The organism is Cellulomonas sp. GTC20042, assembly GCF_055389595.1.
Window position 1 is genome coordinate 164,730 of record NZ_AP043678.1, and the last position, 18,083, is coordinate 182,812.

Annotated in this window: 18 protein-coding genes; 8 read left to right on the forward strand and 10 right to left on the reverse strand. The window is 73.6% G+C overall.

Annotated features, from left to right (window positions below; translation table 11 throughout):
- Positions 1-57 precede the first annotated feature (57 nt).
- Positions 58-612: a hypothetical protein gene (locus tag ACZ5HG_RS00775; protein ID WP_464179674.1), complete on the reverse strand. Its 555-nt coding sequence runs from the start codon at positions 610-612 to the stop codon at positions 58-60.
- Between the two features lie 433 nt (positions 613-1,045).
- Between ACZ5HG_RS00775 and ACZ5HG_RS00780 the strand changes: the two genes are divergently transcribed.
- Both ACZ5HG_RS00780 and ACZ5HG_RS00785 read left to right on the forward strand, forming a co-directional pair.
- Positions 1,046-1,825: an ABC transporter ATP-binding protein gene (locus tag ACZ5HG_RS00780; RefSeq protein ID WP_464179676.1), complete on the forward strand. Its 780-nt coding sequence runs from the start codon at positions 1,046-1,048 to the stop codon at positions 1,823-1,825.
- Positions 1,825-4,362, forward strand: a complete 2,538-nt coding sequence (locus ACZ5HG_RS00785) for an ABC transporter permease (protein ID WP_464179678.1) — start codon at positions 1,825-1,827, stop codon at positions 4,360-4,362. Before ACZ5HG_RS00780 ends, ACZ5HG_RS00785 begins: the two co-directional genes overlap by 1 nt.
- Before the next feature lie 84 nt (positions 4,363-4,446).
- Here ACZ5HG_RS00785 and ACZ5HG_RS00790 read toward each other — a convergent pair whose 3' ends face one another.
- Together ACZ5HG_RS00790 and ACZ5HG_RS00795 are read right to left on the reverse strand one after the other, a co-directional pair.
- A complete protein-coding gene (locus ACZ5HG_RS00790) occupies positions 4,447-4,638 on the reverse strand; it encodes an Rv0909 family putative TA system antitoxin (protein WP_464179681.1) in 192 nt (63 codons plus the stop codon).
- Positions 4,639-4,802: 164 nt separating this feature from the next.
- On the reverse strand, positions 4,803-6,731 hold the full coding sequence (locus ACZ5HG_RS00795; protein WP_464179683.1) for an oxidoreductase: 1,929 nt from the start codon (positions 6,729-6,731) through the stop codon (positions 4,803-4,805).
- A 250-nt stretch (positions 6,732-6,981) separates the two neighbouring features.
- On the opposite strand from ACZ5HG_RS00795, the gene ACZ5HG_RS00800 reads away from it, so the two are divergent.
- Positions 6,982-7,722 (forward strand): LmeA family phospholipid-binding protein, encoded by a 741-nt coding sequence (locus ACZ5HG_RS00800; RefSeq protein ID WP_464179685.1) that lies wholly within the window; start codon positions 6,982-6,984, stop codon positions 7,720-7,722.
- Entirely contained in the window at positions 7,719-8,438 is a 720-nt protein-coding gene (locus ACZ5HG_RS00805; RefSeq protein ID WP_464179687.1) for a M50 family metallopeptidase, read from the forward strand. Before ACZ5HG_RS00800 ends, ACZ5HG_RS00805 begins: the two co-directional genes overlap by 4 nt.
- An 83-nt stretch (positions 8,439-8,521) precedes the next feature.
- On the opposite strand, the gene ACZ5HG_RS00810 is transcribed toward ACZ5HG_RS00805, so the two are convergent.
- Positions 8,522-8,779, reverse strand: coding sequence for a CopG family transcriptional regulator (locus ACZ5HG_RS00810; protein WP_464179689.1), 258 nt, complete (start codon positions 8,777-8,779; stop codon positions 8,522-8,524).
- A 239-nt stretch (positions 8,780-9,018) separates the two neighbouring features.
- Positions 9,019-9,777, reverse strand: a complete 759-nt coding sequence (locus tag ACZ5HG_RS00815) for an HNH endonuclease family protein (protein ID WP_464179691.1) — start codon at positions 9,775-9,777, stop codon at positions 9,019-9,021.
- A gap of 227 nt (positions 9,778-10,004) precedes the next feature.
- Between ACZ5HG_RS00815 and ACZ5HG_RS00820 the strand changes: the two genes are divergently transcribed.
- On the forward strand, positions 10,005-10,424 hold the full coding sequence (locus ACZ5HG_RS00820) for a ribosomal maturation YjgA family protein (protein WP_464179693.1): 420 nt from the start codon (positions 10,005-10,007) through the stop codon (positions 10,422-10,424).
- 153 nt (positions 10,425-10,577) lie between these two features.
- Here the strand turns inward: ACZ5HG_RS00820 and ACZ5HG_RS00825 are convergent, their stop codons facing one another.
- A complete protein-coding gene (locus ACZ5HG_RS00825; RefSeq protein WP_464179695.1) occupies positions 10,578-11,159 on the reverse strand; it encodes an excalibur calcium-binding domain-containing protein in 582 nt (193 codons plus the stop codon).
- Positions 11,160-11,654: 495 nt separating this feature from the next.
- Here ACZ5HG_RS00825 and ACZ5HG_RS00830 point away from each other — a divergent pair, with 495 nt between their 5' ends.
- Together ACZ5HG_RS00830 and ACZ5HG_RS00835 are read left to right on the forward strand one after the other, a co-directional pair.
- Positions 11,655-12,635, forward strand: a complete 981-nt coding sequence (locus ACZ5HG_RS00830) for a hypothetical protein (RefSeq protein WP_464179697.1) — start codon at positions 11,655-11,657, stop codon at positions 12,633-12,635.
- An 80-nt stretch (positions 12,636-12,715) separates the two neighbouring features.
- On the forward strand, positions 12,716-13,051 hold the full coding sequence (locus tag ACZ5HG_RS00835) for a hypothetical protein (protein ID WP_464179699.1): 336 nt from the start codon (positions 12,716-12,718) through the stop codon (positions 13,049-13,051).
- A gap of 57 nt (positions 13,052-13,108) precedes the next feature.
- On the opposite strand, the gene ACZ5HG_RS00840 is transcribed toward ACZ5HG_RS00835, so the two are convergent.
- Positions 13,109-13,477 (reverse strand): nucleotide pyrophosphohydrolase, encoded by a 369-nt coding sequence (locus ACZ5HG_RS00840; protein WP_464179701.1) that lies wholly within the window; start codon positions 13,475-13,477, stop codon positions 13,109-13,111.
- Positions 13,478-13,496: 19 nt separating this feature from the next.
- Entirely contained in the window at positions 13,497-14,567 is a 1,071-nt protein-coding gene (locus ACZ5HG_RS00845) for a phosphotransferase enzyme family protein (RefSeq protein WP_464179704.1), read from the reverse strand.
- Positions 14,568-14,967: 400 nt separating this feature from the next.
- Between ACZ5HG_RS00845 and ACZ5HG_RS00850 the strand changes: the two genes are divergently transcribed.
- Positions 14,968-16,278, forward strand: a complete 1,311-nt coding sequence (locus ACZ5HG_RS00850; protein ID WP_464179706.1) for an alpha/beta fold hydrolase — start codon at positions 14,968-14,970, stop codon at positions 16,276-16,278.
- Here the strand turns inward: ACZ5HG_RS00850 and ACZ5HG_RS00855 are convergent.
- Both ACZ5HG_RS00855 and ACZ5HG_RS00860 read right to left on the reverse strand, forming a co-directional pair.
- Positions 16,265-16,720: a hypothetical protein gene (locus ACZ5HG_RS00855; RefSeq protein ID WP_464179708.1), complete on the reverse strand. Its 456-nt coding sequence runs from the start codon at positions 16,718-16,720 to the stop codon at positions 16,265-16,267. The two genes, ACZ5HG_RS00850 and ACZ5HG_RS00855, sit on opposite strands and share 14 nt — an antisense overlap.
- Positions 16,721-16,737: 17 nt before the next feature.
- Positions 16,738-18,066 carry a glycosyltransferase gene (locus ACZ5HG_RS00860; RefSeq protein WP_464179710.1) on the reverse strand — a complete coding sequence of 443 codons (1,329 nt, stop codon included), beginning with the start codon at positions 18,064-18,066 and terminating at the stop codon, positions 16,738-16,740.
- Positions 18,067-18,083: the final 17 nt, after the last annotated feature.

Sequence of the window (18,083 nt, forward strand, 5' to 3'; positions counted from 1 at the left end):
CGCACCGGGACGAGTCGCGCACGCTTCCGTGCCGCAGGTGCCGATGCGCCGGGTACGTCACCACGTCCAGCCGCGGGCGATCAGCTCGACCTCCTCGCGCAGCCGCTCCCACGGATCACCCTTCGCCCGGGGCAGCACCTCGACCCCGGCCATCCGACACGCCTGCGCGAGCAGCGCGTCGTAGGCGAGCTGGGCGGCGATGATCCGCTCCGCGCGCGCCCACGCGTGCCGGTCCTCCTCCAGGTGGCGGATGTGCTCGGCGACGATGGCGAGCCGGGTCTGCACCTGCAGGGCGTCGAAGGGGTCGGGCAGCGGCGGGGTCGGCGGGCGCCGGTGGAGCAGTCCGCGCCGCTCGCGGGCCCCGCGTGGGCGGTCCGTGCGCGCGGTGCGGTCAGCGCTCGGGAGAGTCGGCCCGGAGGGATCCGTCGGCCGGTCGTGGTCCGTCGCCGCACGCCGACCCGCACCCTGCCGACCCGCACCCTGCCGACCCGCACGCCGCCGCCGCGCGAACCGCTCGCGCAGCGGCCGCTCGCCGCCGGGCAGCAGTGCGACGACCGCGGCGTAGGCGAGCGCCGGGGTCACCGTGCAGACGGTCAGCAGGAACCACGCCATCGGAGCACCTCGCCCGCCCAGCGTAGGATCGCCGTGTGACCTGCGCCACAGGTGACCGGCTGCACGTGCGTCCAGCGGGTCGGCGCCCGGGGTCGGCGTGGGGGATCGAGGTCCCAGCCCCGACCGTGCGGACGGCCACCGCGGCACCCGGTGCGGCACCGGACCCGCGGCACCCGGCCCTGATCGGGACCCTGGTCCCCACCCGTTCGGACCATCCAGGCTCTGACCTGCACTTTCGCGCCGAGTGATGATCAGGGGAGACTCAGGGGACGACCAGGGTCATCACCGATGCGACCGCCCACGCGCACCCGCCACGATCGATCCTGACGCCAGCCCGACCCGCGCCCCACGCGGCGGTGCAGGCCGTCGCCGGGGCCCCCGCCCCGGCCGCACACCGATCACGCACGCACCCACGACGCACAGACGGGGCACCATGACCACGAACGAGACCACGCCGATCGCGACAGCACGCGGACTGGTCAAGACCTACGGCTCCGGCGAGACCGCCGTGCAGGCCCTCGCAGGGGTGGACGTCGACTTCGGCCGCGGCGAGATGACCGCGATCATGGGGCCGTCGGGCTCCGGCAAGTCGACGCTGATGCACTGCATGGCCGGGCTGGACCGCGCCACGGCCGGCGACATCGAGGTCGACGGGCTGCCGATCGGCCAGATGAACGAGCGCCAGCTCACCCAGCTGCGCCGCACCCGCCTCGGCTTCATCTTCCAGGCGTTCAACCTGGTGCCGACGCTGACCGCGCTGGAGAACATCACTCTGCCGCTGGACATCGCGCGCAAGCCGGTGGACAAGGCCCACCTGGACGCCGTGGTCGAGGCCGTCGGCCTGGCGGACCGCCTGAGCCACAAGCCGACCGAGCTGTCCGGCGGGCAGCAGCAGCGGGTGGCGTGCGCGCGCGCTCTGGTGTCGCGCCCGGCGGTGGTGTTCGCCGACGAGCCGACCGGCAACCTCGACTCGACGTCCTCCGGCGAGGTGCTGGGCTTCCTGCGCCGCTCGGTGGACGAGCTCGGCCAGTCGGTCGTGATGGTGACGCACGACCCGGTCGCCGCCTCCTACGCGCACCGGGTGCTGTTCCTCGCGGACGGCCGCCTGGTCGCCGAGGTGCGCGAGCCCACGCCGGACACGGTGCTGGCGACGCTGACCTCCCTGACGGCCCGCCGCACGCCGGTGGCCGCGCACGACGGCGCAGCGGTCTGATGGGACGCGTGGCCCTGCGGGGGATCCGCGCGCACCTGGTCCGCTTCCTGCTGTCCCTGCTGGCGGTCGCGCTGGGTGTGGCCTTCGTGGCCGGCACGTTCTCGCTGCGCGCGATGATGTCGAGCACCTTCGACGGGATCGTGGACGCGGGCAGCCGGGGTGACGCCTACGTGCGTGGCGCCGAGGAGTCGGGCTCCGAGGCGACGATGTCCGAGGGCGCCGCGGCGACGCGGGTGCCGGTCTCGGTCGATCTGGTGGACCAGGTGGCCGCCGTCGACGGCGTGGCGCACGCGATCCCGGAGGTCCAGGGATCGCTGGTGCTGGTCGGCGCGGACGGCACGGCGGTGCTGAGCACCCAGGCGCCGAGCATGGCGTTCCTGTCGGTGCCGGACGACCCGGCCACCTCGATCGTGGACGGCCGTCGGCCGGAGAAGGCCGGGGAGATCGCGCTGGAGTCCGCGACCCTGGAGTCCTCGGGCCTGGCGATCGGCGACAGCACGACGGCGGTGCTCCAGGGGGAGCTGACCGACGTGACGGTGGTCGGCGAGGTCGACATGGGCGGTCCGATGGCCGGCGCGACGATCGCGCTGGTCGACCAGGCCACCGGCATGAGCCTGTTCGCGCCGGACGGCGACCTGATGGACATCGCGATCTACGGCGAGGACGGCGTGACCCAGCAGCAGCTGGTGGAGCGCGTCGGCGCCGCGCTGGACGACCCGGCGGTCGAGGTGGCCACCGGTGACGACGTCCGGCAGGAGAGCAAGGACGCCATCGGCGAGATGCTCGGGTTCGTCACGACGTTCCTGCTGGTGTTCGCGGCCATCGCGCTGTTCGTCGGCGCGTTCATCATCTCCAACACCTTCGCGATGTCGGTGCGGCAGCGGATGCGCGAGTTCGCGCTGCTCCGCGCGGTCGGCGCCTCGCCGACGCAGGTGTTCGCCTCGATCCTGGTGCAGGCCGCGGTGGTCGGCCTGGTCGGGTCGGCGGTGGGCATCGCCGCCGGTCTGGGGCTGGTGCAGATGCTCAAGGTCGGCTTCGAGTCGATGGGCATGAGCCTGTCCGGGGACATCCCCGTGGACGCCGCGACGATCGTGATCTCGCTGGTGGTCGGCACGGTGGTCAGCGTGCTCGCGGCGGCGGTCCCCGCCCGGCGTGCGGCGCTGGTCCCGCCGGTGGAGGCCATGCGCGAGGAGGTGACGGTCCGGGAGCGCTCGCTGCGGGTGCGGGCGGTGATCGGCGCGCTGCTCACCGGTCTGGGGGCGGCCGCAGTGGTCGCTGCGGCGGTGAACCCGGAGGCGGGCTACGGCGAGACGGCGCTGTCCGTCGGCGCCGCGGCCGTGGTGATCGGCGTGCTCATGCTGTCGCCGCACCTGGCGCGGTGGACGATCGGGCTGCTCGCGGCGCCGTTCGTCCGGCTGGTGCGACCGGTGGGCCGGCTGGCGCGCGGCAACGTGGTGCGCAACCCGCGCCGGACCGCCAACACGGCCGGTGCGCTGATGATCGGCATGGCGCTGGTCGGCGGCGTGTCGGTGATCGCGGCCTCGGCGGAGTCCTCGGTGGCGTCGATCGTCGACCAGGAGGCCAACGCCGACCTGATCATGCGCTCGGCCACCTACGTGATCCCGCCGGGTGCGATCGCCGACGTGGAGGTGCTGCCCGAGGTCGAGCAGGCGGATGTCGTCGGCTTCGCCGCGGTGTCGGTGGACGGCGCCCGCAGCAACCTGATCGGCCTGACCCCCGGCACGTTCGGGCGGTCGATCAAGGTGCGGACGATCGACGGCGACCTGGGTTCGCTGGCCGACGGCGAGGTCGCGGTGCAGAAGTCCCGGGCCGAGGACGACGGGCTGGCCGTCGGCGACACCCTCGAGATGAAGGCCGGCGGCGCCACCCGCACGCTGACCATCGGCGCGATCTTCGAGTCGAACGCCCTCGGTGCGCCCTACGTGGTGGACCAGCCGGTGCTGGACGAGATCGTCCCCGCCACGGACCAGTCGATCGACACGGTGTTCGTGAACGCGGCCGCCGGCACCACCGTCGCGGAGGCCCGGCAGGCGGTGGCCGACGCGGTGGCGCCGTACGTGGTCGTCTCGGTGCAGGACAAGGACGAGTGGGTGTCGGACATGGCCGACCAGGTGAACCAGGTGCTGGTGATCCTGTACGCGCTGCTCGGGCTGTCCGTGGTGATCGCGGTGCTCGGCATCGTCAACACCCTGGCGCTGTCGGTGATCGAGCGGACCCGGGAGATCGGCCTGCTGCGTGCGGTCGGCCTGGGTCGGCTCCAGCTGTCCGGCACGGTGACGATCGAGTCGGTGCTCACGGCGGTGTTCGGCACGGTGGTCGGCCTGGTGGTCGGCGTCGCGCTGGCCTCCGCGCTGCCCCGGGTCTACGCGGACGACGGCCTGTCCTCGCTGGTGATCCCGTGGGGCAACCTGGTCGGGATGCTGGTGCTGGCGGTCGTGGTCGGCGTGCTCGCCGCGCTGTGGCCGGCGGGCCGGGCGGCCCGGATGAAGGTGCTGGACGCGGTCAGCTACGAGTAGCACCGCGGGCAGGCAGGACGACGCCCGGTCGGGAGGAGGGTCCCCGCCGGGCGTCGTCGTGCGTGCGCCGATCGTCTGCGCAGGTCAGGCGCGGTCCTGCTTGTCCTTCTCGAGGAACTCCTTCGCCTTGTCGACCACCTGGTCGACCTTCGCGTCGGTGGAGTCCGAGGTGCGGGACTTGATCGCGTCGGCGGCTCTGTCGAGCGCGTCGGCGGCCTTGTCCTCGTTGCCCTGCAGGGCCTGCTTCGCCTTGTCCACGTAGTCACCGATGCCCATGGCCGTGCTCCCTTCGTCCCCGGGTGGGATCCGAGTCAAGGCCGGTGCGCGCGGAGGTGCAACCGGTGGCGGCCTGACCTGCGGGCCGGGCTCGGGTACGGACGACGACGCCCCCGCCGGTGCCACCAGGGCGCCGACGGGGGCGTGCGTGCCGCGATCGGGGGTCAGAGCTCGAAGGCCGCCATGAACCCGGCGTTGATCGCCTCGCCGACCTTGGCCGGCTTCACGCAGTCGCCGAGCGCGATGACCTCGGGGCGGTCCGCCAGCGCGTCCGGCAGCTCGCGGTTCGGCCGCACGCCGAAGGCCGAGAGCACCGTGTCGGCGTCCACGCGGATCTCCGCGCCGTCGGGGTCGGTCGCGACCAGACCCTTCTCGTCGATCGCGGTGACGGTGTGGCCGGTGAGGATCCGCACGCCGGCCTCGGCCAGCTGCCGCAGCAGGGTGATCCGGTTGATGATGATCATGTCCTTGGCGATCTCGGACGCCATCTCCACGATCGTCACCTCGTGGCCGGCCTGCGCCAGCTCCAGCGCCGAGTCGGCACCGGACAGGCCGCCGCCGGCGACGACCACGCGGTTGCCCACCGGGGTGCCGAGGTGGAAGTCCAGCACCTCGACGACGTTCTCCCCGTCGATGCCCGGGATCGAGCGCGGGATGATCGGCAGCGAGCCGGTGGCCACGATCACCGCGTCCGCCCCGGCGATCTCCGGCGACTCGGCGGTGATCTCGGTGTTCAGGTGCACGGTGACCGGCAGCAGGCGGAACTGGCGCTCCCACCAGCCGACCATGCCGCGCAGCTCCTTCTTGAACTCCGGGGTCGCGGCGGGCCACAGCACGCCACCGAGGTTGGAGCCCTTCTCGTACAGGTCCACGGTGTGCCCGCGCTGGGCGGCGACGCGAGCCGCCTCCAGGCCGCCGGGGCCGCCACCGACCACGACGACGCGCTTCGGGCGGGCCGAGATCGAGATGACGCGCTCGCGCTCGAAGCCGACCTGCGGGTTGACCGCGCAGCCCAGGGCCTCGGCGAAGAACGCGTGGCCGACGCACATCGCGTTGCAGCGGATGCAGGGGCGCACGTCGCCGCGACGGCCGGCGCGCAGCTTGTTCGCCCACTCCGGGTCGGCGATCAGGCCACGGCCGATGCCCGCGAAGTCCGCCTCGCCGGCGGCGATCACGGCCTCGGCGTTCTCCGGCGTCAGGTTGCCCACCGCCATCACCGGGATGCTCAGGACCTCCTTGAGGGCCTTCGCGGCCGGCGCCATGCAGGCGTCGCCCAGGTAGTACGGCGGGAAGACGTAGTCCATCGCCTCGTAGGAGCCGTCGTCGGCGATCATCAGGTCCAGGCCGGCGGCCTCGAGGATCACCGCGATCTTGCGGGACTCCTCGACGGTGCGGCCACCCTCGAAGCGGTGGTCCACCGACAGGCGGAACGACACCGGCAGCCCGGGGGCCGCGGCCTTGACGGCCTGGATGATCTCGACCGCGAAGCGGCAGCGGTTCTCGGTGGAGCCGCCGTACTCGTCGGTGCGACGGTTCCACACCGGGCTCATGAACTGGTCCACCAGGTAGCCGGTGTGGCCGTGGATGTCGATCGCGTCGATCCCGGCGGCGGCGGCGCGGGCGGCGGCCTCGGCGTGCCGCTGCACGATCACCTTGATCTCGTCGGTCTCCAGCGGCCGGCACAGCACCTCGGGGTGCGAGTAGTGCGGGTTGTCCGAGGCCGAGATCGGCAGGCGCTCCGGGTCGACGTTGTTGATGTTGCGGCCGAGGCCCGCGGTGAGCTGGAGGCTGATCTTGCCGCCGACGGAGTGGATCGACTCGGCGAGAGCCGTCAGACCGGGCAGGCTGGCGTCGGTGTCGACCCGGCACAGGCCCGGGTTGATCTGCTCGTAGTCCTGGGAGACGGCGGAGATGCCGGTCATCACCAGGCCGGTGCCGCCCTTGGCGCGCTCCGTGTAGTACGCGATCTCGCGCTCGGTGATCAGGCCCTCGTGGGTGCCCATCTCGGTGCCCATGGGGGCCAGGGCGATGCGGTTCGGGAGATCGAGCGACCCGATGCGTCCGGGTTGCAGGACGTGCTCGAAAGTGGACATGGCGAGTTCCTCCTGGTTCGGCGCCGCTGGGGGGATGCGCCGGTACCTGTTGTGTCAGCCACTCGATCGTCTGATACCTACCGGACGGTCGGTCAGGCCGTTCGTCCCAAGATTCACAAAGTATCGCCGCAGGTCAGAGGGTTGGGACCGGTTCTGTCCGGCATCCAGCGCATCCCGAGCCGGACTTGAGGGGACCTTCGGCCCGATCGATCCTCAGCGGCGCGCCAGGTCCGCCTCGTACCCTCGGGGCGTGACGTCGACCTCCGCCACCCCCGCCGCCTCCGCCCCGCCCCGCCGCCGCCGTCGCGTGGGCTGCGTCGTCGGCCTCTCGATCGCCCTCGTCGTGCTGGTGGGCGGCGCCGTGCTCGCCGACGGGGTCACCCGGTCGATCGCCGAGGACGTCGCCGCCGACACGGTCCGCACCCAGATCGACACCACCGGCGACCTGACCGTCAGCGTCGAGGGCACCCCGTTCCTCACCCAGCTCGCCTCCGGCACCCTCGACCGCATCCGGCTGCACGCCGACGGCGCCACCGTCTCCGGCATCGCGATCACCGACCTCGACATCATCGCCACCGACGTCACCGTGCGCGGCGACCGCTCCGCCGCCGAGGTCGTCGCCACCGGCACCGTGCCGATCGCCCAGATCGAGCAGACGATGCGCGAGCGCACCGGCTGGGACCTCACCGCCGCCGTCGAGGGCGACACCCTGGTCGCCACCGGCGCCGTGCTGGGTGTGCCGGTGTCCGCGTCCTTCACCGTCGCGGTCGCCGAGGACGGCACCGTCGTCCCGACGCTCCAGCAGGTCACCCTCGCCGGGCTGGTCGTCGACGCCTCCGCGCTGCCCGACGGCCTCGGCGCCCGCCTCGGCGGGGTCGGCAGCCTCACCGACCAGCTGCCCGCCGGCGCCACCCTCACCGACGCCCAGGTCCAGACCGACGGCCTGCGGATCACCGCGCAGATGCACGACGTCACGGCCGACTCGCTGTGACCCTGCTCCGCGAGATCTGGGCGCGCGCCACCAGCGTCCAGCCCGTGCCCAGCCGGGAGGTCGTGCTCGGCACCCTCGCCGTCGTGCTGCTCTGCCTGGCCGTCCCGCGCCTGTGGCACCTCACCCGGCACGTCCTCACCCTCGTCCACGAGGCCGGGCACGCCCTGATCGCCGTGCTGTCCGGGCGGCGGCTGTCCGGCATCCGGCTGCACTCCGACACCTCCGGGCTCACGGTCTCCGTCGGCAAGCCGCGCGGTCCCGGCATGATCGCCACGGCGCTGGCCGGCTACACCGCACCGTCCGTGCTCGGCATCGCCGCCGCGTGGGTGCTCGGGCGCGGGTACGCCGTCGGGCTGCTCTGGGGGCTGCTCCTCGCGCTGCTGCTGGTGCTGGTGCAGGTGCGGAACTGGTATGGGCTGTGGGCGATCCTGGTCACCGGCGTGCTGCTGGTCGGCGTGACCTGGTGGGGGAGCGGCGCCGTGCAGGTCGCGGTCGCGTACGCCGTCACCTGGTACCTGCTGCTCGGCGCCCCGCGCGCGGTGCTCGAGATGGCCCGGGGCCGGCGGGGTGCGCGCGGTCGCGGGACGTCGGACGCGGACGTGCTCGGACGGCTGACGCCGCTACCCGGCGGGTTCTGGGTCGGGGTGTTCCTCGTGGTGTGCGTCGGCGCGCTGGTGCTCGGCGGGTCGTGGGTGCTCGGCCGGCCGCTGCTCTGAGCCGCTGACCCGACCCGTTGCGCTGAGCCGTGCGGCTGCGCGGCGCCTGCGACGGCGCCGGCACCGGCTCGGTGGGCGAGGCGCTACAGCGCGTCGATGAGGTCGCGCAGGACCTGCGAGACGTTGGTGTGCTGCTCCTCGGCGCGCGCGACGAGCTTGGCGCGCCGCCGCGCGTCGAGGCGGATGGTGAGGGGGCGCGCGTCGGCACCCACGCTGACCGGTCGCCCGGGGGTGGCGCGACCGAACCGGGCGCCGACGAACCCGCCCTCGGCGTCCTCCGCCCAGCGCTCGAGATCGGCCTCGGTGAACTCGGTGCCGTCGGCTGCGGTGTGCGTCGTCATGTCTCGCTACCCCGTGAGTCTGGTCTCGATGTCTGGTCGTTTCGTGGTGATCCGCGGATGAGACGTGCACTCACCGCTGCAATTATGTAAGACGAAACTGCAGTACGAAACTTGGATGCCGCCAAGGGTCTCGATCGCCGACCGTCTGAGACCGCGAGGAGGCTGAAGGCTGGCCGAATCACCGCAGGAGGGCATGCTCCGCCCGGCGCGGTCGCATCCGCCGCGACCTCGCCCGTGGATCAGTCCGTGACGACGCAGGTGTCGAGCTGTCGGTCCATCGCGTCGTGCTCGGCCTGCGTGACCCACAGCCCGTAGGCGGCCTTCACCCGGATCTGCTGGGCGACGTAGGCGCAGCGGTACCCGGTGCTCGGCGGCAGCCAGGTCGCGGCGTCGCCGGCACCCTTCGCCTGGTTGATCGGCCCGTCCACCGCGAGCAGGTTCGCCGGGTCGTTCGCGAACTCCTCGCGGGTCTCGGCTGACCACTGCTGGGCGCCCTTCTGCCAGGCGTCCGACAGAGCGACCACGTGGTCGATCTGCACGGCAGCGCTGTCCGGCCCGCGCACGAAGTCGATCGTGGCGCCGCCGTACGGGTCGGCCAGGGTGCCGGTCAGCACCACGCAGTCGTGCGTGCCGTCCTTGTAGGTGACGTCGGTGAGGTCGCGGGCGAGCACGTCGTTGCGGGTGTCGCAGCCGTTGCGGTCCACGTCCGCCCACGCAGAGCCGAACTCGTCCCGGTCGTAGCCGGTGCTCGGCGCGCGGCCCTTCACCTCCAGGGCGGCGAGCTCGGTGCGCGCGCGGTCCACGTCGGCGGCGGTCAGCGGGAAGCGTGCCGACTCCCGGGCCTGCGACCACACCGGGTAGCCCGCGCCGACACCCACGCACACCAGCAGCACCAGCCAGGCCCAGGCACGGGCGCCGGTCCGGCGACGGGCGCCGCCCGAGCCTCTCGCAGGCGTCCGGCGGGCAGAGGCAGGACGGGTGCGGGTGGAGCGGCTCACCGGGTCACCGTCGCACACGGGTCCGACACGACACCTCCTCCCGACCCGGCGCCCGCGTGGCGCTGATCTGCCCGAGCGCCCGTCGCGGGGCGCCGTACCGTGCGGATGTCCGGACGAGAGAGGAGCGTGCCGTGCCCGAGGGAGCGACGGACCCGGTCCTGCCCGGCAGCGGCGCGACGCCGACTCGCACGGTGCCGACCCGTGAGGCCTCGGCCGACAGGGCACCGATGCGTTCCGAGCCCGGCGCCGTGCCCTGTGCGCCTCGGCTCCCGACCGCGCTCGCCGCCGTCCTCGTCGTGCTCGCCGGCCTCGCCGTCGCCACCGCGGGCTCCGGGCCCTGGGCGGGCGCGCTCGGCGACGCGCTGTACGCCACCCTGGTCCTGCTGCTGCTCCGCCTGCTCCTGCCGCGCCGCCGCACGGTGCCGCTCGCGCTCGTGGCGCTGCTCGTCTGCACGGTCGTCGAGGTGGCGCAGGTGACGGGGGTCCCGTCCGCCGTGGTCCGGGCGTTCCCGCCCGCGCGGTACGTGCTCGGCACGACGTTCGTCGCGACGGACCTGCTGGCCTACGCGGTCGGGGTGCTGGTCACGGCGGTCGCGCTGCGGGGCGTGGACGGGTGGCGCGGGTCGAGGGCATCGCGGGTCTCCTGACGGCCGGTGAGGTCGCTGCTCGACCTCCTGCCGACGACGGTGCCCTCCCGTGCCGCCCGCCCGCACCCCGCCGGCGCCGCCCCTGGGGACGACGAACGCCTCGCGGGCCTGTGGACGGCTCGACGCCCGCTCGTGGAGCGGGACGGGGTCGTGCTACTCGCAGCCGATGCCGTCGTCGTCGCGGTCGAGCGCCGAGCGGTACCCGGGGTCGCCCCGGTAGACCGGCGCGGCACCGGCGGCCCGGGCGGCGTCGCAGTTCTGGTAGTAGACCGACCCGCCCGAGGACGCGGCGGCGCCCAATCCGGCCGAGGCGGAGGAGCCGGACGACGCGGCGGACGAGCCCGAGGGCTTCGCTGCTGCTGCGGCCTCGCGTGCGGCGACGTCGGTCTCGCGCACCGCGACAGCGGCGGCTGCGGCGTCCACGTCGGCCTGCTGCTGGGTGACCTGCGCCTGGAGCGCGGCGAGGCTGTCGGCCTGCGCGTCGGCAGCGGACTCCCGGGTCGTCAGGTCCGCCTCGCGGTCCTCGACCTCCTGCTCACGTGCTGCGAGGTCGTCCTCGCGCTCGTCCAGCGCGGCCTCCCGCGTGGCGGCGTTGTCCTGGGCGGCCTCGGCGGCAGCGCGGTCGTCGGCGGCACCGGCGGCTCCCATCGACGCACCGACCAGGATCCCGGCGATCAGCCCGACGGCCACCAGCAGCGACCGGCCCACCCAGGCCGGGCGACCAGCCGGGGGCACCGGAGCGGTCGGCGCCGACGACGCGTGACCGCGCCCCGGCAGTCGGTTCGTGAGGTTGCCGAGCGCCATCGCCTGCTCCAGGGACCGGGGGCGCCGGACGTGCCCGCTTCACCCGGTCATCGGCCGGGACGGACCCCTGGCTGAGCGCCCGCTGTGCGATCGCGCCGTCGCTTCACCCGCCCGGCGCAGCCTCGCCCGCCTCGCCTGTCGTCGCGTCCGCTCTCCACACGTCCCGCTGGCGACGGTCCCAGGTGTCGCCGGCCCGCGCCTAGGGACCGCCCATGGGAGCTGCGAGTCCGTCAGGGCGCGTGGACGGATCAACGCCCGTGAGTGGAGCGGGTCGGAGTGCCGTCGATCTCGTCCTCTGTGCCGCACCGATTCGTGTCTTGCACGGCTCGCCAGGGCTCTAGGTCCCACGTTGGGCCAATCGGGTGAGTCTACGGTCCGATTCAACGTTGAATCGCGACCGCGTTCGACGCGAGCAGGGGAGGCCTGGTGACGAACACAGTTGTTCGATCAGGGATGTCGTCGGTGATTGCCATGGCTATGTGCGCATCGGGTGCACACGCCATCGCTGACGACGGGACAGGTGCGATCGAGAACATCGCGGGCCTCATCGCCGAGGTGGCGCCTGATCAGGGCGACGTGCTGGTCGGTGAGGTCCTCGACGGTGTCGGTGTCGTCGCAGAGGCGGGTGCGACGACGGTGCTCGTGCCTGAAGACCCTGCAGCTCCGCTCGTCATCGACAGTGGGTCAGGGCAGATCGCTCCGCTCGCCATGTCCCTTCCAGCCGAGCTGAACGTGGCAGACGGGCGCCGCGCTGACGACGGGACGGTGGTGTACTCGGGCTCAGACGGCGCGGCCGCCGTGCAGGTCCTCGAGGATGGATCGGCGCGAGTCCAGACGATCATCAACACGCCCGAGGCCGCGACGGAGTTCACCTACACATTCGGTGACGGTGTGATGCCCATTCGGGGAGACGACGGGACGATCGACCTCACGGTCCTCGTCGACGACGTCGTCCTCGGTGTGGGGCAGCTCGCGCAGGCATGGGCGATCGATGCCACCGGCGCGCCCGTGGCGACCTGGTACGAGATCGACGGCGGTGCCGTCGTCCAGCACGTTGCCGTGGATGAGTCCACAGCATTCCCCGTGGTCGCCGATCCGCTGCTCACGTACGGTTTCGGTGTGTACATGAACCTGACGGGCGTGCAGTGGAAGGTGATCGCGAGCGCCGCCGTCGGCACCACGGTGGGCGTCACCACGGCGGCGTGCCTCGGCGCAAAGCTGCCGTCAAGTTGGGCGAAGGCGATCGGCGCTGCGTGCACCATCATCGGGGTCAACACGGGAATCACGGCATTCGTGGCTTCGGTGCGCGAGGTCGTGAACTGGAAGCTCTCCAACTCGGCCTGCTACCAGATGAAGCTCGGTTCCAGCAGTGGCCTGACCAAGGTCGACGCGAAGAACTGCAAATGAGCACTCCGTCGCGAGTCCCGTCAGCCAAGACCGTCCCCGCGGAGGCGGTGGTGGAACGTGCTGCCACATCGGGAGCCTGGGTGCGCGGCCTGCTCTGGATGCTCGGCGCGTGGGCGATCACCGCCGTGGTGCGGTGGGCGACCGGTGCCGAGATCATCTACGGAGCTGTCGTGGCGGTGACGGCGCTCGGTGCGCTGGGCGAGGGCGCCGTGACAGTGCGTCGAGCGCTGAAGTACCTCGGGTTCACGGCCGCGCTCGCCGTGACGGGGGCTCTGACGCTGGGTCGGTTCGGGTTCGGCGGCAGCGTCGAGCAGCGGCTGGTGCAGGGAGCGGTCGGGGTCGCCGTGGCCGCGCTCGTGCTTCTGGTCGCTGCCCGAATCCACAGGGCACGAGGCACGGTCGACTCTGGCTCCTGACCACTCCGGTCGGTCCGGCAACCGCCGGATCGACCGGAGCAGTGCAGCCCGCCGCCGTCACTCCTTGACCGGCGCCACCCCGTGCACGTCCGCCACCGGGAACCGCCGCCGCGCGTCCGCCTGCTTCGCGAGCGTCGCCGCGAGCACGTCCACCTCGAGCACGTCCGCCAGCCGCAGCAGGTAGGTGAGCACGTCGGCGATCTCCTCGCCGGCACGTCGCCGCCGGTCCGGGTCGGTGAAGTGCGCGGCCGCGCCGTCGGCGGGCACCCACTGGAACAGCTCCGCGAGCTCGCCCACCTCGCCGACCAGCGCGAGCACCAGCGACGTGGGGTCGTGGAACTGCACCCAGTCCCGCTCCTCGCTGAACTCACGGATCAGGGCGGTGAGCCGGGCCAGGTCACCGGCCGGCGGGGTGGGATCGGTCATGCGCCCCAGCGTGCCACGGTCAGCGCAGCAGCCAGGTCGGGTGCCGCAGGTACCGCTCGGCGACGAGCACGGTGCCGGCGGGCTGCTCGGCGCGGAGCCCGCCGGAGGGTCCGCCGAGCGGATCGGTGACGGTGCGCCCGAGCAGCTGGAGCCGGCGGAGCATGGACAGCGCGCAGGCTGTCTGCTCGTCGTGGCTGGTGAACGGCCGGACCTCCTGGTAGCCCGCCACCCAGGCCTGCGCGCGTTCCGGGGCGTCCGGCAGGTGCTCGACGTAGGACAGCGCGGCGGCGAGATCGAGGGTGAACCAGGAGAAGCCGCAGTCGTCGAAGTCGATCACCGTGAGGTCGTCCCCGTCGACCAGCAGGTTGCCGTCACGCAGGTCGGCGTGCACCAGGCCCCACGCGTCCGGGGCGCGCGATCCGTCGTGCAGGGCGTCGAGGGCCGCGGCCTGGGCGCGGGCCAGCAGCGTGCGCTCGGCGGCGGGCAGCCCGGCGTTCTCCCAGCGGCCCCACCGGCTGTCCGGGCCGACCATGTCGGCGGGCTCCCAGGTGGGTCGGACGAAGTCGCGCGGCCGGTGGAACGCGAGCGCGTGCTCGTGCAGGTGGGCGGCGGTGGTGCCCACCCGGCGGTGCAGGGCGGCGGCGTCGCTGCCGTCGGCGGCGAGCGCGTCGTCCAGCGGTGTGCCGGGGATCCATGCGGTGGTCAGGCAGGACCAGCGGCGCTCGCGGTCGTCGGCCACCATCGCCACGTCCCGGCCCTCGACGGAGCGCAGCACGGTCGGCACCCGCACCACGCCCGCGGCGGCGAGGGCGGTGATCCAGGCGACCTCGGAGTCGACCGCGGCGGTGTCCTCCATGTAGGCCGGCGGGGACACCCGCGTGACGGCGACCGGTCGCCCGCGCTCGGTGATCAGGACGGTGGCGTTGTGCGAGAGGCCGAGCAGGGTGACCGTCGTCGTGGCCGGGTCCCACCCCCATGCCTCGCACAGCCCGGCGGTCAGCCACCGCGGCGCGCGCGCACCGGGCGTCAGCTCGGTCAGGGGCGGGTGGTGCAGCGCCAGCCGGGTGCCCGGCGTCTCGTCTGTCGTCATCGGACCTGCCCCCGGGGCCGTGCGTGGCCGGCGGGACCGGATCGGCCCGTGGCGCTGTCCGGCGAGTGTCGGCAGGCGTGCACCCGGTCGACAAGAGGGTCTGCCGCGATTTCACGCAGGTGTTACCCAGGCGCGCGAGGGTGACGCGGCGGAAACACGGCCGACGCCGGATCGCCTCCGTGCGGCGGTCGGATGCCTGCGGCACCGGTGCGTGGGGACGACGGTCCCTGCGAGCAGCCCGGGTGTCCGGACGAGGGCTCAGGACGGCCGCAGGGGCCGGACACGGATGACTCGTAGGACGACGCTCGGGCTGGACATCGACCACGATCAAGCGTGTGCTGCTCGACGGGGACGCGGGTGCTGGTCTGACGGGGAGGGTGGGCGGTCCTAGGGTGCTGACGTGACCCCGCTCGCCTCGTCCTCCGCCGCGTCCGTCCCGCCGTACCTGGTCCGCGACCACCGCGTCGCCGTCCCGGTGGACCGCGCGCACCCCGACCGCTACCCGTCGATCGAGGTGTTCGCCCGCGAGATCGTGGACCCGTCCCGGGACGGCGAGGACCTGCCGCTGCTGCTGTTCCTCCAGGGCGGCCCCGGTGGCGCGGGCCCGCGTCCGCTCGGCGGCGGCTGGTGGTCGACCGCGCTGCGCACGCACCGGGTGGTGCTGCTCGACCAGCGCGGCACCGGACGGTCCTCCCGGATCGACGGGCGGATCGCGGGCCGGTTCGCCGACGGGGCGGCCCTGGCCGACTACCTGGCGTGCTTCCGCGCGGACGCGATCGTCGAGGACGCCGAGGCCGTCCGGCAGCAGGTCTACGGCGGCCGGCGCTGGTCCACCCTCGGGCAGTCCTACGGCGGGTTCCTCACGCTGACCTACCTGTCCCGGCACCCCGAGGCGCTGACCGCCTGCTACGTCACCGGCGGCCTGCCCGGCACCACCGCCACCGCCGAGGACGTCTACGCCCGCACCTTCCCCCGCCAGGTCGCCCGGAACGCCGCGCTGGCCCGGCTCCACCCCGAGGACCTGCCGCTGCTGGGCCGGATCGCCGATCGTGTCGCCGCGGGCGACGTGCTGCTGCCGGACGGCGACGTGCTGAACCCGCAGCGGGTGCAGGCGCTCGGCATGGGCCTGGGCATGAGCACCGGCGTCGACGCCCTGCACTGGGCGCTGGACACCGCCGACCTCGACGCGGACGGCGTGCCCTCCGAGGCGTTCCGCCAGTGGGTGCAGACCGAGACCGGCTTCACCGCGAACCCGCTGTACGCGGTGCTCCAGGAGGTCATCTACCACCAGGGTGCGCGCGCGGGTGGCTGGGCGGCGCAGGCCGAGCTCGACTGCCGACCCGACTTCGCCCCCGACGCCCGGCCGCTGGCGCTGACCGGCGAGGCGATCTTCCCGTGGATGTTCGCGCAGGTCCGCGCGCTGCGCCCGTTCCAGGCCGCCGCCGAGGCCCTGGCCGCCCGCACCGCATGGGCGCCGCTGTACGACCTGGACCGGCTGGCCGCCAACGAGGTGCCGCTCGCCGCGGTGCAGTACGTTGACGACCCCTACGTCGACCTGGACCTCGCGCTCGGCACCGCCGACGGGATCGGGAACGCCCAGGTGTGGGTGACCAACGAGTACCTGCACGACGGCCTGCGCGCGGCCGGCGACGTGATCCTGCCCCGGCTGGTCGACCTGGCCGCCGGGCGGTGGAGCGTCACGCGTCGCTGACCGGGCGCTCCCAGGCGGGGTCGGAGAACCAGGGCGTGACGGTGACGTCCGGGACCCCGCGGGTGACCAGGTCGGTGACGGCGCGGCCGAGCTGCGACGCGACCCGGCCGGCGGCGCCGAGCTGCTGGTAGCCGTCGCGGCATCGCAGGCGCACGCCGCCCCGCCCTGCCGCGTCGGGGTCAAGCCCGGTGACGTCGAGCACGGTGTACTGGAGAGGCCCGATCGAGGGGACCACCACCCCGGACTCCAGGTAGCCGTTCCAGCCGCGGCTCCCGCGCGTCGCGACGAACGTCGTCTCGTCCACCGGATCGATCCGGTAGCGCTGGGCGCGCAACGCCCCGACGAGATGTCCGAGGATCTCGGCGGAGGTCCGCCCCGCCCGCACCTCGCAGGCCGGGTGCGGCCGGGCGGCGCGCGTCCACGGTGCGAGGGCGGCGGTCACCCCGTCATCGTGCCGGATCAGACCTCTGCCAGGGCGTCCACCTGCGCGAGGATCGCGTCCAGCACCACCGCGCGGTCGAAGCGCAGCGCGAACTCCCGCGCCCGGTCGGCCCACACCGCCCGCTCCGCCTCGGGCAGGGTCAGCGCGCGGTCCAGGGCGGCGGCGATGGCGTCGGGGTCCTCGACCGGGACGATCAGGGCGGTGTCGCCGACGGCCTCCGGGATGCCGCCGGTGTCGGTGGTGATCACCGGGCCGCCGCCGGAGAGCATCTTCTCGACCAGGGCGATGCCGAAGGTCTCGACGAACTCGGGGCGCGGCTTGGACGGCAGCACGTAGGCGGCGGCGCCGGCCATCAGGTGCGGCTTCTCGTCGTCGGAGACGTCGTCCAGGAACAGGATGCGGTCCGCCACCGGAGAGGCGGCGGCGTGGGCGCGCAGCCGGGCGGCGTCCGGGCCGTTGCCGGCGATCACCAGCCGGTGCGTGCCCGGCGCCGAGGAGCGGGCGTAGCCGTCGATCAGGTCGTCCACGCCCTTGGCGGTGGCGAGCCGGGACAGGTAGAGCACGTAGCCGTCGCGGTCCAGCCCGCGCGCGGCGAGCAGGGCGTCGGTCTCGGCGTCGTCGCGGCCCAGGTACTGGCCGACGTCCACCGCGGGGTAGGAGATCCGCACCCGCTCACGGCACTGCGCGGCGAAGGTGGTGCCGTGCTTGGCGTCGACAGCCTCGGCCTCGGTGATGATCAGGTCGCGGGTGTACTCGGAGACCGCGATGCAGACGTCGTGCTCCAGGTAGGAGGCGAGCACGTGCGCCGCGGCGCCGAACCGGTCGGACTCGACGCAGGCGCGCACCACGTTGGTCACGTCGGAGCCGACCGCCTCGGCCACGGTGGTGACGTTCACCGGCAGGCCGGTGCGGCGGGCGACGTGCACGGCGTCGGCGACGGCGGTGGCGTGCGGGCTCAGGTACAGCGAGAGCGCCACGGTGGGCACGCCGTCGGTGAACAGCTCAACCAGGCGGCCGATCAGCCCGGCGACCCAGCGGCCGTCCGGCACCTTGTAGTCGCCGACCGGGTCCGGGCGCTCGACGACGATCCCCGGGCTGTACGGCAGCACGCGGTCCAGCGGCTTGAGCGGGAGCCCGGCGGCCTGCAGGCGGTCGATCGGCCAGGTGACGATCCGGACCTCGTCGAAGCCCCGGTCCAGAGCGGCCTCGGCGAGGTTGCGGGCCTCGCCGGAGTGGCCGCAGATCACCGGGTCGGCGCGGACCACGATGACGAGGCGGCGCTCGACACGGCGCGGGGCGGCCTGGTCGGCGGGTCGGGTGTCGGTGGTGCTGGGGGCGTGGGTCACGAGTGGGACCTCCGGGG

Bases quoted from the DNA above. Each gene is read 5' to 3' on its own strand.
- ACZ5HG_RS00780 (WP_464179676.1), top strand. From the start codon at position 1,046: ATGACCACGAACGAGACCACGCCGATCGCGACAGCACGCGGACTGGTC.
- ACZ5HG_RS00785 (WP_464179678.1), top strand. From the start codon at position 1,825: ATGGGACGCGTGGCCCTGCGGGGGATCCGCGCGCACCTGGTCCGCTTC.
- ACZ5HG_RS00790 (WP_464179681.1), bottom strand. From the start codon at position 4,638: ATGGGCATCGGTGACTACGTGGACAAGGCGAAGCAGGCCCTGCAGGGC.
- ACZ5HG_RS00845 (WP_464179704.1), bottom strand. From the start codon at position 14,567: ATGACGACAGACGAGACGCCGGGCACCCGGCTGGCGCTGCACCACCCG.
- ACZ5HG_RS00810 (WP_464179689.1), bottom strand. From the start codon at position 8,779: ATGACGACGCACACCGCAGCCGACGGCACCGAGTTCACCGAGGCCGAT.
- ACZ5HG_RS00840 (WP_464179701.1), bottom strand. From the start codon at position 13,477: ATGACCGATCCCACCCCGCCGGCCGGTGACCTGGCCCGGCTCACCGCC.
- ACZ5HG_RS00775 (WP_464179674.1), bottom strand. From the start codon at position 612: ATGGCGTGGTTCCTGCTGACCGTCTGCACGGTGACCCCGGCGCTCGCC.
- ACZ5HG_RS00795 (WP_464179683.1), bottom strand. From the start codon at position 6,731: ATGTCCACTTTCGAGCACGTCCTGCAACCCGGACGCATCGGGTCGCTC.
- ACZ5HG_RS00820 (WP_464179693.1), top strand. From the start codon at position 10,005: ATGCGTTCCGAGCCCGGCGCCGTGCCCTGTGCGCCTCGGCTCCCGACC.